Raw genomic sequence first — 13,644 nt, 5'->3', positions numbered from 1 at the left:
GTCCGGCCGGGAGCGCCCCGTGCCGGGCCGCGGCACCCGGCTCACTCGGCGATCGGCAGCACGACCTCGTTGTGGCGCAGGAACCACGGCTTCCACGGCGGATCGAAGCGGGCGTACCGGACCGCGCCGGTGGGGCGCAGCCCGGCCGCGGTGACCGCCCGGCCCAGCGCGGTCGCCCGCCGGTCGAACGCCCGGGCCGTCCAGCGGCCCGCGAAGCGCGTCGCGGCGGCGAGCTGTGCCGGGACCAACCGGGTGCGCACCCGGGGGTCCGCCGGCTCGGGCAGCGTGTCGGCGGTGAGGCCCGCCGGCATCACGAGCCACACCAGCCAGTGGCCCGGCCGGTCCCCCTCCTCCTGCACGAACGGGACCGTCATCGCGATCGTCTGCGGGCCCGTCTCCCGGTCGGTCGCCCGCCGCGCGCGGTTGGCACCGCGCAGGTACGCGCCCAGCGGCCGGAAGGCGTCCCGGGCGGCCTGCTCGAACGCGCCCTCCGCCCGCACCTCGGCGACCAGGTGGGCCGGGTAGCGGCGCAGCTCGAAGCCGGGGTGCCGGGCCACCACCCGGTACGGCTGCTGCTCGGTCATCGCGCGCTCCCCGTGCCCCGGGACCCGTCGGGAGCAACGCTACCGGCCCTCGACCTCCGGCTCAGCCGAAGTCGCGTCCTCCGACCTGGTGCGCGGGGCGGCACGGGTCAGCCGCCAGTACTGCCGCCGGCCGTCGTCGCGGACCACCACCCCGGTGCGGCCCAGTTCGCCGCGCAGCTCCCGGGCCTCGCCACCCCGGTCGGCGTCGAGTGCCCGCTGCCGGGCCCGCAGCAGTGCGTCCGCGCCGGTCGGCAGCCCCGGCAGGTCCGGCACCCACCGCCGGTACGCGTCCCGGTGCGGGTCGCCGTCGGTCCACGGCCAGCCGTGCGTCCGGAAGGCGTCGCGCAGCCGGTCGACGGCCAGGTCCGACCGCTCCCGGACCAGTTCCTCGTCGTCCGCGCCGAGCAGCACCAGGTCCTTGCCGTCGACGAAGACGGCGCGCGCCGGTCGCCGCCCGACCTGCCGGTCCTTGCGGTCGCGGCGCAGCCGGACCCGTTCGGTGTCGACGGTGACGGCGAGCCGTTCGGCGGTGCCGACGGCGGCGACCAGCAGGCCGCCCAGCGTGCCGACGGCCAGCCCGCCGATGCCGGCCTGCGGGTCCGGCAGCCGGGCGACCAGCTCGAACAGGTCCTGCGCGGGAGCCCAGGACAGCCCGGCGATCCACTCCGCGCCGGCGACGAGCAGCCACCCGGCGCCCGCGCCGAGTGCCGGGAACCCGCCCCAGAGGATCGCCAGTTCCGCCGCGCCGCCGTCGACGACGGTGGGCGCACCGTAGCCGTCCACCGTCAGGACACCTCGCGCCGCAGCGTGCGGATCAGCCCCGCGACCAGCGGCACGGCCAGCCAGACCAGCAGCGACACGGCGAACCGTCCCCACTGCCCGGCGGTGACGTCGGGCGTGAGCAGCGGCTCCATGGTGCGGCCCGTGTCCAGCCAGCCCGCCGGGCCGCGCAGCGGCCGGATCATCTCGCCGAGGATCGACCAGACGGTCGGCAGCAGCAGGTAGCCGACGATCGCCAGCGGGGTGTTGAGCAGCAGCAGGCCGAAGCCGGCGCCCATCAGCACGTTGGCCACCTGGAGCGCCACGGCGTGCAGCACCAGGGCCCACTCCATGCGCCAGGTGCCGGCGCCGCCGGTGGCCGCGGCGACGAGCGTGCCGGCGGCGGCCACGCCGAGGCTCACCAGCACCGACGCCAGGGCCGCCAGCACCATCGCGACCAGCTTCGCGACGATCACCCGGCCCCGCCGGGGCACCAGGGCGAACGTGGTGAGCGCCGTGCGCTGGGACCACTCCCCGGTGATCGACAGGATGCCCAGCACGGGCAGCAGCAGGCCGATCGGCAGCATCGAGGGGAGGAAGAAGTTGGGGAAGGTCTGCTCGGCGTCGTCCGACCAGATCAACTGGACCACCACGAGGGCGGCGGCGAGCAGCCCGATGGTGATCAGCAGCCAGAGCCCGGCCCGGGTGTCGACGAGCTTGCGCAGCTCCACGCCGGTGAGCCGGAGCAGCGACGGCCGGCGTACGCCGGAATGGCGCTGGGGCGCGGTGGTGGCGGGCGGGCTGGCGGTGGTGGCGGTGGTCATCGGACGGCCTCCTGGGTCGACGCGCCGGCGGTCAGGGTGAGGAAGAGCTGTTCCAGGCCGCCGCTGCCGGCGGACCGCAGTTCGGTGAGGGCGACGCCGGCGTCGGCGGCGGCCTGCCCGACCGCCTCGGCGTCGGCGTGGACCAGCAGCCCCTCGGTGCCCTCGGTGGCCGTCAGCCCGGCCCGCTCCAACGCGCCGCGCAGCGCCCCGCCGTCGCGGGCCCGCACCAGCGTCCCGCCGCCGGCCAGCAACTCGGCCTTTTCGCCCTGGGCCACGATCCGGCCGCCCCCGATGACCACCAGCTGGTCCGCGACCGCCTCCACCTCGCGCAGCAGGTGGGAGGAGAGCAGCACGGTGCCGCCCCGGTCGGCGAAGTCGCGCAGCAGGCCGCGCATCCAGAAGATCCCCTCCGGGTCCAGGCCGTTGGCCGGCTCGTCGAGGATCAGCACCCGGGGGTCGCCCAGCAGCGCGTGCGCGAGGCCGAGCCGCTGCCGCATCCCCAACGAGTACGCCCGGAGGCGGCGCTTCGCCGCGACCTCGTTCAGCCCGACCAGGTCGAGCTTGGTGGCGACCTGCCGGCGGTCCACGCCCATGGTCGCCGCGGCCACGGTCAGCGCCTCCCGCCCGGTGCGCCCGGCGTGCTGGGCCGAGGCGTCCAGCAGCACGCCCACCTCCCGCCCGGGGTTGGGCAGTTCCCGGTACGGCCGGCCGCCGACCGTCGCGCCGCCGCCGCTGGGCGGGGTGAGCCCGCAGATCATCCGCATGGTGGTGGACTTGCCGGCGCCGTTCGGTCCCAGGAAGCCGGTGACGGTGCCCGGCTCGCAGCGGAACGACACGTCGTCGACGGCGGTGTGCCGCCCGTACCGTTTGGTGAGGTGTTCCACGCTGATCATGCCGGCCACGCTGCCGGAGCCACCCGGTCGCGCGCTGCGGCCGACGGTCTCGTCCGGCGGCTACCTTGGTCGACGCCAGGGTCTCGACTTTGGTAGCTGGTCGGTTCGCCGGGCGGCTGCCTAGCATGGTCGCGTGACCAGTGCCGCCGTACCGGAGCACCCCTGGCTGCTGCCGGGGGCGCTGAGCGTCGATCCGGCGGCGCGGGTGGGGCGGGGGCCGCGTCGCACCACCCGCGACTGGGTGGTGGACGGCTTCTGCTTCCTGCTCTCCCTCGGCTGGGTCCTGCTCGCCACGGCCGACGCGGCCTCGGCCGACCCGGAGTTCGCCACGCCGCTGCCGCAGCGCTGGATGGTCCCGGTCGACGCCCTGCTTGGGCTCGGCTGCTGCGCGCTGATCTGGCTGCGGCGCCGGTGGCCGGTGGGGCTCGCCGTCGCGACCGTGCCGCTGACGCTGTTCTCGATGGCGGCGGCGATCCCGCTGCTGATCATCTACTTCACCGTGGTGGTGCACCGGCGCACGGCCGTCGCGCTGGGATTGACCGCCGCCGGCCTGGTCACCAACTTCGCCTTCAGCTACCTGCGCCCGGACCCGCAGATGCCGTACTGGGCGACCACCGTCTGGGGGGTGGTGCTCAGCCTCTCCGTGCTGGCGTGGGGGATGTTCGTGCGGGCCCGGCGGCAGCTCGTCGTGTCGCTGCGCGAGCGCGCCGAGCGGGCCGAGGCGGAGCAGCAGTTGCGGGTGGCGCAGGCCCGGCACCTGGAGCGCACCCGCATCGCCCGCGAGATGCACGACGTGCTGGCGCACCGGATCTCGCTGCTCAGCCTGCACGCCGGCGCGCTGGAGTTCCGGCCGGACGCGCCGCCGGAGGAGGTGGCGCGGGCGGCCGGGGTGATCCGGGGCAGCGCCCACGCCGCGTTGCAGGATCTGCGCGAGGTGATCGGGGTGCTCCGCGCGGAGACCACCGCCGAGGAGGATCCCGAGCGACCGCAGCCCACCCTGGGCGATCTGCCGGCGCTCGTCGAGGAGTCCCGGTCGGCCGGGGCGCGGATCGGCGTCCGCGAGGTGGTCACCTTGGCGGAACGGGTGCCCGCTGCGGTGGGGCGCAGCGTCTACCGGATCGTGCAGGAGGGGCTCACCAACGCCCGTAAGCACGCCGCCGGCGCGGCGGTCACCGTCGACGTGGCCGGCGCCCCCGGCGACGGGCTGACCGTGGAGATCCGCAACCGGTGGCCGGTCGGCGGCATCGCCGGCCCGGAGATCCCCGGCGCCGGTACCGGCCTGGTCGGCATCGCGGAGCGGGTCAGCCTGGCCGGCGGCCGGCTGGAGTACGGGCGGGACGACGCGGGCGACTTCCGCCTGGCCGCCTGGCTGCCGTGGCCGGCGTGAGCGGGCCGGGCCCCGACCCCGGCCGGCCGGTACGGGTGCTGCTCGTCGACGACGACGCGCTGGTGCGGGCCGGCCTGTCGATGATCCTCGGCGGGGTGCCGGACCTGCTCGTGGTCGGGGAGGCCGCCGACGGCAGCGAGGTGCCCGCCGCCGTGGCCGCCTGCGCGCCGGACGTGGTGCTGATGGACATCCGGATGCCCCGGCTCGACGGTCTCGCGGCCACCGAGGCGCTGCGCGCGTCGCCCGACCCGCCCGAGGTGCTGGTGCTGACCACCTTCGACGCCGACGAGCAGGTGCTCCGGGCGTTGCGGGCGGGGGCCGGCGGCTTCCTGCTCAAGGACACCCCGCCGGCCGAGATCGTGCGGGCGGTGCGCCGGGTGGCGGCGGGCGAGGCGATGCTCTCCCCGGCGGTGACCCGCCGGCTGATCGACCACGTGACCGCGCCGGGCGCGGCGGGCGGCCCCGACCCGCGCCGGGAGCGGGCGCTGCGGCAGCTCGCCGGGCTCAGCGACCGGGAACGCGAGGTCGCGGTGGCGCTCGGGCAGGGCCGGACGAACGCGGAGATCGCCGCCGAGCTGTTCATGAGCGTCGCGACCGTCAAGGCGTACGTGTCGCGGCTGCTGGTGAAGCTCGGCCTGAACAACCGGGTCCAGGTCGCCCTGCTGGTACACGACGCCGGCCTCGTCTGAGGCGCGATTGAACCTTCCGGGGGCGGGGGCCGTACCAGTCGCCGAGGATGCGGTGCGGCGGGTCAGCCGCACCGCTGCCGGAGCCACGGGAGGCCTGCCGTGCGGGTTGGTGAGCAGTCGACGGATCCCATCGACCAGATCCTGGGCGAGGTGCCGGTGCCGGCGCCCCTGACCCCCGAGGACGTCCGGCTCGCGGTCCGGGCGGTGGTGGTGCACGCCGCCGAGGAGTGGCCGGCCGGGCCGCTGTGCCGCAACGACGGCGCGACGTACCCGTGCCGGCTGCACCGCTGGGGCCGGCGGGTGCTGGCGCGGCACGGGCTCAACGAGCGACAGATCGACGCCCTGGTGCGGCACGGCAACCCCTTCGTGCACGTGCCGTTCCCGTTCACGGTGACCGGCCCCGCGCCGACCACCCGCGCACCACGTACCACCGGCGGGCACCCGGGCGGCCCGCGCGCGGTCGCGCCCAGCGCCCGTCCCGCTGCCCCCGCCCGGCCGGTGGCTCCCCCCGCCCCCGCGCCGCGCTGGCCCCGGGCGAGCTGAGCGGATTCGTCCGCCGGCGGGACCGCCGGTCCCCGGCACGTCGAGCGGAGGTACGCCCGCTCGGCGGGACGCGCTGATCCCCGGCACGCCGGGCGGAGGTACGCCCGCTCGGCGGGACCCGGGGACACGACGCCGGCCCGGTGCGCGGGGTGGCACCCGCGCCCGGGCCGGCGTCGTCGTTCGCCCGGCTCGGCGTGGCCTGTCCGGACCGGCTCGGCGCGTGGTGCCTGTCCGCCCGGTTCGGCGTGGCCTGTCCGACCGGCTCAGTCGCGGCCGGCGCCGATGCCGCAGTCCGGCGCGGACCAGCTGGTGGTGTTCGAGGTGTCGTCGCTGTTGTTCTCCCGCCGCGAGTCCACGTGCACGTGGTCGTCGTGGTCCGGGTAACCGGGACCGTAGATCCCGCTGAAGCCCCGGTTGCGGGCGTCGCGGGCGATCTGGCACAGCGAGCTGGTGCGCGACACCACGTCGGCGGCGTTGCCGTAGAGGTGCTGGCTGTCGGACGCCCCGCCGACCTGGTTGTTGCAGGCGCGGCTGCGGAAACCGCTGCTGACGAGGAGGGGCTTGTCGCCGAGGCTGCGCCGCAACGCCTCCAGCTTCCACATCGTGCGCAGCGCGTTCTGCCGGGTCTGCGCGGCGGAGAGCGGACCGCCGCTCCAGCCCCCGCGACCGCAGCCGTCGTCCATCTCGCTGTAGCTGAAGTGCCGTGGCGTGCAGTCGTCGTCCTGGAGGTCGTAGAGCTTGCCGTACGTCTGCGGTCCGGCGATGCCGTCGGCGCGCAGCCCGTACGCGGCCTGGAACCGCTTGACCGCGGCGGCGGTCTTCGGTCCGTAGCGGCCGTCGTTCTCCACGATGTCCCGGTTGCCGGCCCACCCGGCGACCCGGATCTGCAACTGGCGGACGTCGTCGCCGGAGCGCCCCTGGTAGAGGTTGCGCTGCCACGTGTAGCAGCCGTCGGCATGGGCCGCTGGCGCGGCGGCCACCGTGGCGACAGCGGCTGCCGGCAACGCCAGGGCGAATGCGACAGCCGCCCGTTTCAGGGTGTTAACGCGCACAGAAGTCCTCCCGATAGGAGTGGGAATGGGGTGGCATCCGGGACATCGGCCTGCCCGTCCCGCATTTCCACCCTGGCAGGCCGACGGATGGTTCGCGGCGATTAACGAGAATTGTCCTCACGATTCGCCGTTCCTGGGTGTTGCCTGGGCATTACGCGAATTGCGAAACGCCCATTGATCGGCAACAGGCCACAGGAAAGCGCGAACGGCACGCAAGGCCGCAGGTCGGCACGCGCCGGGTGATGTTCTCCCGCCGGCCCGACCCGGTAACGTCAGCGCCGGCGGGACCGGGGGAGGGGGCGGCATGGCACGTGGTGGCGTCTTCTGCATCGAGGGCCAGTGGCACCGCGACCTCAACGAGCGCGGCTCCGTCCTGCCCACCCTGGAACTGCTCGAACGGCTCGGAAAGATACGTTTCATCCACAAGGACGCGGCCACCCGCGACGAACTCTTCTACTTCGTCGACCGCTGGCTGCTCAAGCAGTACGCCGACCACCGGGTCGGCTTCTTCGCCATGCACGGCGAGCCGAGTCGGCTCTGCCTCACCGACTGGGAATCGGTGGCGCTCGCCGACGTCGCCGAGCTGATGGCGGGCCGCTGCGAGGGTCGGCGGCTCTATTTCGGCAGCTGTTCGGTGCTGCGCGCCTCCGACGCGGTGCTGCGGGACTTCCTCGACGCCACCGGAGCGGCCCTGATCTGCGGGTACACCCGGGAGGTGGACTGGGTCGAGTCGGCCGCCTTCGAGACCGTCCTGCTCGACGTGCTGGCCAACGGGCAGCGCCACAACGCCGCCGAGCTGCGGATGGGCTCCGCGCACTGGGCGCCCCTCGCCTCGTACCTCGGCTTCCGGGTGATCTACGCCAACGGCCGCGCCTGGCGGCCCTCGGTCCGCCCCCGGGTGCCGGCCCAGCCCGCCGCCGGCCGCGCCGCCCCGCGACCCCGCTGAGGCCGCCGCGCGATCCCGGTGTGCGTCGGGCCCGTTCCGTCCGGTGCGGTCGCCGTGCGACGGAAGCCCTGGTAGGAACGAACGATGGCACGCAGCATCGCGACGAACACCCGGGTCGACCGGGCCGGGCTGACCGAGTTCCTCCGACCGCGGCACCGGGTGGTGCTCATGACCACCCGCGCCGACGGTCGGCCGCAGTCGTCCCCGGTGTCCGCCGGGGTGGACGGCGAGGGCCGGTTGGTGATCTCCACCTATCCCGAGCGGGCCAAGGTCGCCAACATCCGCCGCGACCCACGGGTGTCGGCGTGCGTGCTCTCCGACGACTGGAACGGCCCGTGGGTGCAGCTCGACGGTACCGCCGAGGTGCTGGACCTGCCGGCGGCGCTGGAGCCGCTCGTGGAGTACTTCCGCTGCATCTCGGGCGAGCACCCGGACTGGGACGAGTACCGGGCGGCGATGGTCCGCCAGGGCAAGTCGCTGATCCGGGTCACCATCGACGCCTGGGGCCCGATCGCCACCGGTGGCTTCCCCGCCCGCCTCGCCGACTGATCCAGCGCCCACGGCACCGCTGCGGCCGCCCCGCGCCGCTCAGTACGCGGCGGTGAAGCGGGCGTTCTCGTGGCGCGGCTGTTCGATCTCGTCCACGATCGCCACCGCCAGGTCCTCGTAGCTGAGCACCGAGCGGCCCTCGTGGTCGGTCACCGGCTGGTCGCCGCCGGTGCGGTAGTGCCCGGTGCGCTCGCCCGGATGGAACTCCAGCGGCGGCGGCGAGACGTACGTCCAGGTCACCCCGTCGGCCGAGGAGCGGTAGAAGTCGAGGGCCTCGGCCTGCCCCCGCGCCGCCTCGCGGTACTCCTCGGGGAAGTCCGGCTCGTCGAGGTAGCGGGTGCCCTTCGGGGTGAGCAGGGTCGAGCCGCCGCCCACGTGGATGATCCGGGGCGCGGCCGGCATGCCGCGCAGCGCGCCGACCAGGTTGCGCGCCGCGTCGAGCCAGAGGGCGTGCTCACCGCCGCCGATCGCCACCACCATGGCGTCCGTGTCGGGCGCCAGTTCCCGTACGCTCCGCTCGCTGGTGGCGTCCCCGGTGACCACCGTGACCGCCGGCGGCAGGTACGAGGTGGCCTCCGGCCGGCGCACCGCCGCGGTGACCCGGTGCCCCCGGCCCACCGCCTCGGCGGCGATCCGCGATCCCGCGGTGCCACCCGCGCCGAACACGACGATGTTGCTCATACCGCCTCCCGCCAGGCCCGTCCGGCCCGGCGGACGTGGCTCGTCTCCAGGCTATTGACCGGCGACATCGCGCGCTGGCGGACCGTGGATCCCGCGCGGCGCAACCGCCCCTTGCGTCGTCGCACGCTTCGGGGTGCACTGGTGTCGGACCGTGACGTTGGAGGCGGGGGTGGCGCCATGACGGAGCAACGTGACCCGCCCGAAGCGCCGACCGGGCGTCCCGGTCCGGTGGAGGGGCAGTCGGAGGGGCCGAGGCCGGCCCGGTCCGATCGGGTGCGGGCACTGGTGCGCCGGCTCTCGCCTGCCGGGCCGCCCGCCGGCCGCTGGTTCGCCGGGGTCCTCGCGGCCGTCGTCACGGCGATGCTGACCGCCTGGCTCCTCGCCTGGGGACTCCTTCCCGTCACGCCCCCGCCGCCTCCGCCCGGCCCCGACGCGCTGCCGTTCACGGTCGCGGTCCGCGTCGGCCACGACCCGCCGGACGGCTGGGTGGTCGAGGCGCCGTTGGCGCACGTCCCCGCACGACCGGCCTGGTCGGAAGACTGGTCGCGGTGGGCCAGGGATGCCGCCGCAGTGCCGGCCTCCCGGCAGCACGTCTCCTTCACGGTGCAGGGGGTCGACGAGGCCCAGGTGACCCTCACCGACCTGCGGGTGCGGGTGGTGGCGCGGCGTCCCGCCCTGCGGGGCGTGTTCGCCGCCCCGGGCGGAGGCGGCCCGACGGCCTACCGGTGGGTCCACGCGACCCTGGACGAGGATCCTCCGCTGCTCACGGCCGGCCTGTTCGAGGAGGGCGAGGAGTTCGTCCCCGAGCACGAGCGCAGGGAGATCCGCTTCCCGTACCGGGTGTCCCTGTCCGACGCCGAGACGTTCCTCGTCATCGGCTACACGGAGAACTGCGACTGCGACTGGAAGGTCGAGGTGGACTGGGCTGCGCAGGGACGCATCGGCACCGTCACGGTCGACGACGCGGGACGCCCCTTCCGGGTCACCGGCGCGGCCGGGGTGCGCACGGAGTGCTGGACGTCCCCGGACGGGACGGAGGAGTGCCGGCAGCGGTGACCCGGCTCAGTCGACCAGGGCGGAGTAGACGAGCTGCCGCAGCTGCGGCCGGATCGGGTAGGTGCTCGACGGCATGAGCTGGGTGAAGAACAGGGCCGTGACCTCCTCGGCCGGGTCGACCCAGAAGGCCGTGCTCGCCACGCCGCCCCAGTAGTACTCGCCGGGGCTGCTCGGCACCCGGCTCGGCACGGGGTCGTCGACCACGGCGAAGCCGAGCCCGAAGCCGATCCCGTCGAGGGTGGTCTCGGCGAAACCACCGGCGGAGAGGGTCTCCAGGTCCTGCCCGCCGGGCAGGTGGTTGCGGGTCATGAAGCGCACCGTGCGCGGCCCCAGCAGGCGGGCCCCGTCCAGCTCGCCGCCGCGCAGCAGCATCTGGGTGAACCGGTGGTAGTCGGCGGCGCTGGAGATCAGGCCGCCGCCGCCGGAGAGCAGCAGCGGCTTCTCGTACGCCAGGGCGCCCAGCTTGTCGTAGCGGAACGCGCGGCCGGTGCGCGGGTCGGGCGCGTAGAGGGCGGCGAGCCGGTCGGCGGTGTCGCCCTCGGCCCACCAGTGCGTGTCGGTCATGCCCAGCGGGCGGAAGATCCGGTCGGCGAAGAAGGCGTCCAGGCTCTGCCCGGAGACCACCTCCACGAGCCGGCCGAGCACGTCGGTGGCGACCGAGTAGCCCCACGCGGTGCCGGGCTGGAACAGCAGGGGCAGCTCGCCGAACGCCTGGCAGGCCGTCGCCAGGTCGACGTCCGCCGGCGGGTACAGGTCGTAGCCGGCGGCCCGGTAGATGCCGTCGACCACCGAGGTCTGCATGAAGCCGTACGTCAGGCCGGCGGTGTGGGTGAGCAGGTGCCACACCCGGATCGGCTCGGCCGCCGGCACCGTGTACGGCTTGAGCGCCGAGCCCTTGGAGTAGACCCGCAGGTCGGCGAACTCGGGCAGCCACCGGCTGATCTGGTCGGTCAGCTCGAAGCGGCCCTCCTCCCACAGGATCATCGCGGCGACGGAGGTGACCGGCTTGGTCATCGAGTAGATGCGCCAGAGCGTGTCCGCCTCGACGGGCCTGCCCGCCTCCGCGTCGCGCAGCCCGTACGTCGACGAGTGGGCGATTTCGCCGCGGCGGGTGACCAGCACCTGCCAGCCGGCGAGGCGACCGTCGTCGACGTACCTGCCGAAGTGCTCGTCGATGCGCGCCAACCGCGCCGGGTCGAAGCCGATCTGGTCCGGGTCGATGCTGCGTGCCACACTCACGTCGCCGAAACTACTAGCCGGTACGCCTCGCCGGAAGGGGCAGCCCGCCGTTGTCCCACCACCTCGATAGCCTGGCCCGATGCCCGAGCTGACCGAGGACGAGACCTTCCGCAACGAGGACTGGTACGCCGAGGAGCTGGTGGACCGGCACTTCGTCCGCTGCACGTTCTTCGACGTCGACCTGTCCGAGGCGGTGAGCCGGGGCGCGGTCTTCGACGGCTGCACCTTCGGCAACACGCGCTTCAACTCCTCCCGGCACACCGACTCGGCCTTCACCCGCTGCACCTTCCAGCGGTGCAACCTCTTCGAGGCGGAGTTCACCGGCTGCAAGCTCGTGGGCAGCACCTTCACCCAGTGCGACCTGCGACCGCTGACGGTCGCCGGCGGCGACTGGTCGTTCGTCGCGCTGCCCGGGGCCGACCTGCGCGGGGTCCGCATCACGGACGTGCGGATGCGCGAGGCGGACCTGACCGGGGCCAACCTGACCGGGGCCACGGTGACCGGCGTCGACCTCTCCGCCGCGCAACTGCACCGCTGCCGGCTGACCGGGGCCGACCTGCGCGGCAGCGACCTGACCGCGCTCGACCCGACGGCGGTGGAGCGGGCCGGGGCGATCGTCGACGCCGCGCAGGCCATGGTGATCGCGCAGGCGCTGGGCTTCGAGATCCGCTGAGAGAGCCGACCCCGGGCGTCCCGATCGCCTGCCGGGCCGGCGGCACCGACCCGAGACCACCGTCCTGGTCGATGTCCGCTACCGTCCGGTGACGAACTGGACACGCCCGTCCGTCCGGCGCGACGGACGTGGCGGTGCGGGCGCGGGCCGCCCACAATGGACGTCCGCGTCCGGCCGGGGCCGGTGGGGAGTGGAGGGCCGGTGGCGGAGGAAGACCTCACCCGACAGCACATCCGGCCGTCGGGATACGGCGACCCGGCAGCCCCGCCCGGGACCCGGCAACCGCCCCTTCCGCCGGCCGGGCACACCCGCACCGGCCTGCGGCGGCTGGCCCGGGCCAGGCAGCGCCGCCGGTGGGCCGTCGAGGGGATCGCCGTGGTCGCCTGCCTGGTCGCCCTCGTGTCGTACCTGACCGCCGGCGACCCCGAGCCGGGCGGGGAGACCGTCGGCGACGTACCGGCGGACGCCGGCCGGCCGAGCGGCTTTCCCGGGGTGGAGGGGCGCGACCTCGACGCCGGCCTGGTCTCGCCCGGGCTGCGGCCCCGGCAGCGTCCGCCGAGCCCGTCCCCGACGCCACCCACGCCACCCACGCCGTCGACGTCGGCGCCACCGGTGCGGGCGGTGCTCGCCGCCAGCATGGCCGAGGCGCCGGACGAGGTCGACCTGACCACGGTGGGCCGCCGCGACTGGGTCCACTGGGGCCTGCGCGGCGCGGAGTCGACGGTCCGCAAGCGCGGCGGCTCCGGCGAGATCCGCGACGAGGGCGGCACCGGCCGGCGGGGCGGCTGGGACGACAACCAGGAGAGCTTCAGCTGGCGCGACGGCAGCCCGGTGGCGTCGGCGAGCGGTTCGCCGCACGGGGTCTACCGATGCGGCGCCGGCAGCGGCTTCACGCTCGCGGTGGCCGCCGACGGCCAGGCGCGCACCGTCCGGCTGTACGGCGGGGTGTGGATGGCCAGGGGCCGGCTGGACGCCCGCCTCTCCGTCGGCGGTCCGAGCCGGACCTTGCGGATCGAGGACCGGCACACCAGCCGGTCCACCGAGTTCACCATCCGGTTCCAGGCGCCGAAGGGCAGCCGGCTGGTGCTGACCTGGACGGTGGAGCAGGCGTTCAGTGACGACTGCGGCAACGTCGGCGTCCAGGCGGTCGCGCTGGGATGACCCGGGTGCCCGGGCGGCCCCGTTCGCCCGGCGACCGGCCGCTGCCCGGAGTAGCGTGATCGCGACGACCGGGTGCGCGAGGGCGAACGGGAGGGCCGATGGGCGAGCAGGTGCTGGACAGCCCGCAGGGCTGGGTGGCCGACCACATCCGGCGGTACGTCGAGACCGGCGGCGCCGAGGGGCACGAGTGGCAGCCCGGGGTCTTCACGCTGCTGCTGACCACCCGGGGACGGCGCAGCGGGAAGCTGCGCCGCACCGCGCTGATCTACGGCCGCGACGGCGACGCCTACCTGGTCGTCGCCTCGCAGGGCGGCGACCCGAAGCACCCGGCCTGGTACCTCAACCTGCTCGACGAGCCGCTGGTCGAGGTGCAGGTGGGCGCCGAGCGGTTCACCGCGCGGGCGCGTACCGCGACGGCGGGGGAGAAGCCGCGCATGTGGTCCACGATGGCCGCCATCTGGCCGGCGTACGACGAGTACCAGGAGAAGACCGACCGGGAGATCCCCGTCGTCGTGCTCGACCGCGTCTGAGCGGGGCGACCCGCCGTCGTTACCCCACGGGTAATCGACGCCGGGCACGCGCCGGCGGGAGACTCGGCGTACCGCCCC

General features: G+C 75.0%; 16 protein-coding genes. 9 read left to right on the top strand and 7 right to left on the bottom strand.

The annotated features are described in order from the left end of the window. Window positions 1–41: 41 nt before the first annotated feature. The 4 genes from ACLQ20_RS00640 to ACLQ20_RS00625 are packed head-to-tail and all read right to left on the bottom strand — an operon-like array spanning window position 42 to window position 3,060. Window positions 42–584, bottom strand: coding sequence for an SOUL family heme-binding protein (locus ACLQ20_RS00640; protein WP_151456983.1), 543 nt, complete (start codon window positions 582–584; stop codon window positions 42–44). A 39-nt stretch (window positions 585–623) separates the two neighbouring features. After that, window positions 624–1,367, bottom strand: coding sequence for a YqeB family protein (locus ACLQ20_RS00635; protein ID WP_425853867.1), 744 nt, complete (start codon window positions 1,365–1,367; stop codon window positions 624–626). Window positions 1,368–1,369: 2 nt separating this feature from the next. Continuing rightward, entirely contained in the window at window positions 1,370–2,167 is a 798-nt protein-coding gene (locus ACLQ20_RS00630) for an ABC transporter permease subunit (protein WP_151456985.1), read from the bottom strand. Further along, window positions 2,164–3,060, bottom strand: a complete 897-nt coding sequence (locus ACLQ20_RS00625) for an ABC transporter ATP-binding protein (RefSeq protein ID WP_425853866.1) — start codon at window positions 3,058–3,060, stop codon at window positions 2,164–2,166. The genes ACLQ20_RS00630 and ACLQ20_RS00625 overlap by 4 nt, the downstream gene beginning before the upstream one ends. 133 nt (window positions 3,061–3,193) lie before the next feature. Between ACLQ20_RS00625 and ACLQ20_RS00620 the strand changes: the two genes are divergently transcribed. The 3 genes from ACLQ20_RS00620 to ACLQ20_RS00610 all read left to right on the top strand — a co-directional run bounded on the left by ACLQ20_RS00620 (window position 3,194) and on the right by ACLQ20_RS00610 (window position 5,679). Beyond that, a complete protein-coding gene (locus ACLQ20_RS00620; protein ID WP_425853865.1) occupies window positions 3,194–4,447 on the top strand; it encodes a sensor histidine kinase in 1,254 nt (417 codons plus the stop codon). Then, on the top strand, window positions 4,426–5,136 hold the full coding sequence (locus ACLQ20_RS00615) for a response regulator transcription factor (RefSeq protein ID WP_327031156.1): 711 nt from the start codon (window positions 4,426–4,428) through the stop codon (window positions 5,134–5,136). The genes ACLQ20_RS00620 and ACLQ20_RS00615 overlap by 22 nt, the downstream gene beginning before the upstream one ends. A 99-nt stretch (window positions 5,137–5,235) precedes the next feature. After that, the gene (locus ACLQ20_RS00610) at window positions 5,236–5,679 is read left to right on the top strand and encodes a hypothetical protein (protein WP_425853864.1); all 444 of its coding nucleotides are present in this window, start codon (window positions 5,236–5,238) and stop codon (window positions 5,677–5,679) included. Between the two features lie 263 nt (window positions 5,680–5,942). On the opposite strand, the gene ACLQ20_RS00605 is transcribed toward ACLQ20_RS00610, so the two are convergent. After that, the gene (locus ACLQ20_RS00605) at window positions 5,943–6,731 is read right to left on the bottom strand and encodes a D-Ala-D-Ala carboxypeptidase family metallohydrolase (RefSeq protein WP_425853863.1); all 789 of its coding nucleotides are present in this window, start codon (window positions 6,729–6,731) and stop codon (window positions 5,943–5,945) included. 304 nt (window positions 6,732–7,035) lie between these two features. Here ACLQ20_RS00605 and ACLQ20_RS00600 point away from each other — a divergent pair, with 304 nt between their 5' ends. Then, window positions 7,036–7,677: a DUF6642 family protein gene (locus ACLQ20_RS00600; RefSeq protein ID WP_311412426.1), complete on the top strand. Its 642-nt coding sequence runs from the start codon at window positions 7,036–7,038 to the stop codon at window positions 7,675–7,677. An 84-nt stretch (window positions 7,678–7,761) separates the two neighbouring features. Then, the gene (locus tag ACLQ20_RS00595) at window positions 7,762–8,226 is read left to right on the top strand and encodes a PPOX class F420-dependent oxidoreductase (protein WP_425853862.1); all 465 of its coding nucleotides are present in this window, start codon (window positions 7,762–7,764) and stop codon (window positions 8,224–8,226) included. 39 nt (window positions 8,227–8,265) lie between these two features. Here ACLQ20_RS00595 and ACLQ20_RS00590 read toward each other — a convergent pair whose 3' ends face one another. Beyond that, on the bottom strand, window positions 8,266–8,907 hold the full coding sequence (locus tag ACLQ20_RS00590; RefSeq protein WP_132233794.1) for an NAD(P)-dependent oxidoreductase: 642 nt from the start codon (window positions 8,905–8,907) through the stop codon (window positions 8,266–8,268). 177 nt (window positions 8,908–9,084) lie between these two features. On the opposite strand from ACLQ20_RS00590, the gene ACLQ20_RS00585 reads away from it, so the two are divergent. Then, a complete protein-coding gene (locus tag ACLQ20_RS00585) occupies window positions 9,085–9,963 on the top strand; it encodes a hypothetical protein (RefSeq protein WP_425853861.1) in 879 nt (292 codons plus the stop codon). A gap of 6 nt (window positions 9,964–9,969) precedes the next feature. Here the strand turns inward: ACLQ20_RS00585 and ACLQ20_RS00580 are convergent, their stop codons facing one another. Continuing rightward, a complete protein-coding gene (locus ACLQ20_RS00580) occupies window positions 9,970–11,202 on the bottom strand; it encodes a serine hydrolase domain-containing protein (protein WP_425853860.1) in 1,233 nt (410 codons plus the stop codon). Between the two features lie 79 nt (window positions 11,203–11,281). Here ACLQ20_RS00580 and ACLQ20_RS00575 point away from each other — a divergent pair, with 79 nt between their 5' ends. The 3 genes from ACLQ20_RS00575 (at window position 11,282) to ACLQ20_RS00565 (ending at window position 13,566) form a co-directional block, all read left to right on the top strand. Next, a complete protein-coding gene (locus tag ACLQ20_RS00575; RefSeq protein WP_151453600.1) occupies window positions 11,282–11,875 on the top strand; it encodes a pentapeptide repeat-containing protein in 594 nt (197 codons plus the stop codon). A 201-nt stretch (window positions 11,876–12,076) separates the two neighbouring features. Continuing rightward, on the top strand, window positions 12,077–13,036 hold the full coding sequence (locus tag ACLQ20_RS00570) for a hypothetical protein (RefSeq protein WP_425853859.1): 960 nt from the start codon (window positions 12,077–12,079) through the stop codon (window positions 13,034–13,036). 98 nt (window positions 13,037–13,134) lie between these two features. Continuing rightward, window positions 13,135–13,566 carry a nitroreductase family deazaflavin-dependent oxidoreductase gene (locus tag ACLQ20_RS00565; RefSeq protein ID WP_132233802.1) on the top strand — a complete coding sequence of 144 codons (432 nt, stop codon included), beginning with the start codon at window positions 13,135–13,137 and terminating at the stop codon, window positions 13,564–13,566. Window positions 13,567–13,644: the final 78 nt, after the last annotated feature.

This window comes from Micromonospora sp. DT46 (assembly GCF_049841735.1).
GTDB classification, from domain to species: domain Bacteria; phylum Actinomycetota; class Actinomycetes; order Mycobacteriales; family Micromonosporaceae; genus Micromonospora; species Micromonospora reichwaldensis.
This window is presented reverse-complemented; position numbering and strand designations above follow the sequence as displayed.

Excerpts from the sequence above, each read along its gene's own strand:
- ACLQ20_RS00640 (WP_151456983.1), bottom strand. The coding sequence starts at position 584 with ATGACCGAGCAGCAGCCGTACCGGGTGGTGGCCCGGCACCCCGGCTTC.
- ACLQ20_RS00630 (WP_151456985.1), bottom strand. The coding sequence starts at position 2,167 with ATGACCACCGCCACCACCGCCAGCCCGCCCGCCACCACCGCGCCCCAG.
- ACLQ20_RS00625 (WP_425853866.1), bottom strand. The coding sequence starts at position 3,060 with ATGATCAGCGTGGAACACCTCACCAAACGGTACGGGCGGCACACCGCC.
- ACLQ20_RS00600 (WP_311412426.1), top strand. The coding sequence starts at position 7,036 with ATGGCACGTGGTGGCGTCTTCTGCATCGAGGGCCAGTGGCACCGCGAC.
- ACLQ20_RS00595 (WP_425853862.1), top strand. The coding sequence starts at position 7,762 with ATGGCACGCAGCATCGCGACGAACACCCGGGTCGACCGGGCCGGGCTG.
- ACLQ20_RS00590 (WP_132233794.1), bottom strand. The coding sequence starts at position 8,907 with ATGAGCAACATCGTCGTGTTCGGCGCGGGTGGCACCGCGGGATCGCGG.
- ACLQ20_RS00585 (WP_425853861.1), top strand. The coding sequence starts at position 9,085 with ATGACGGAGCAACGTGACCCGCCCGAAGCGCCGACCGGGCGTCCCGGT.
- ACLQ20_RS00575 (WP_151453600.1), top strand. The coding sequence starts at position 11,282 with ATGCCCGAGCTGACCGAGGACGAGACCTTCCGCAACGAGGACTGGTAC.
- ACLQ20_RS00565 (WP_132233802.1), top strand. The coding sequence starts at position 13,135 with ATGGGCGAGCAGGTGCTGGACAGCCCGCAGGGCTGGGTGGCCGACCAC.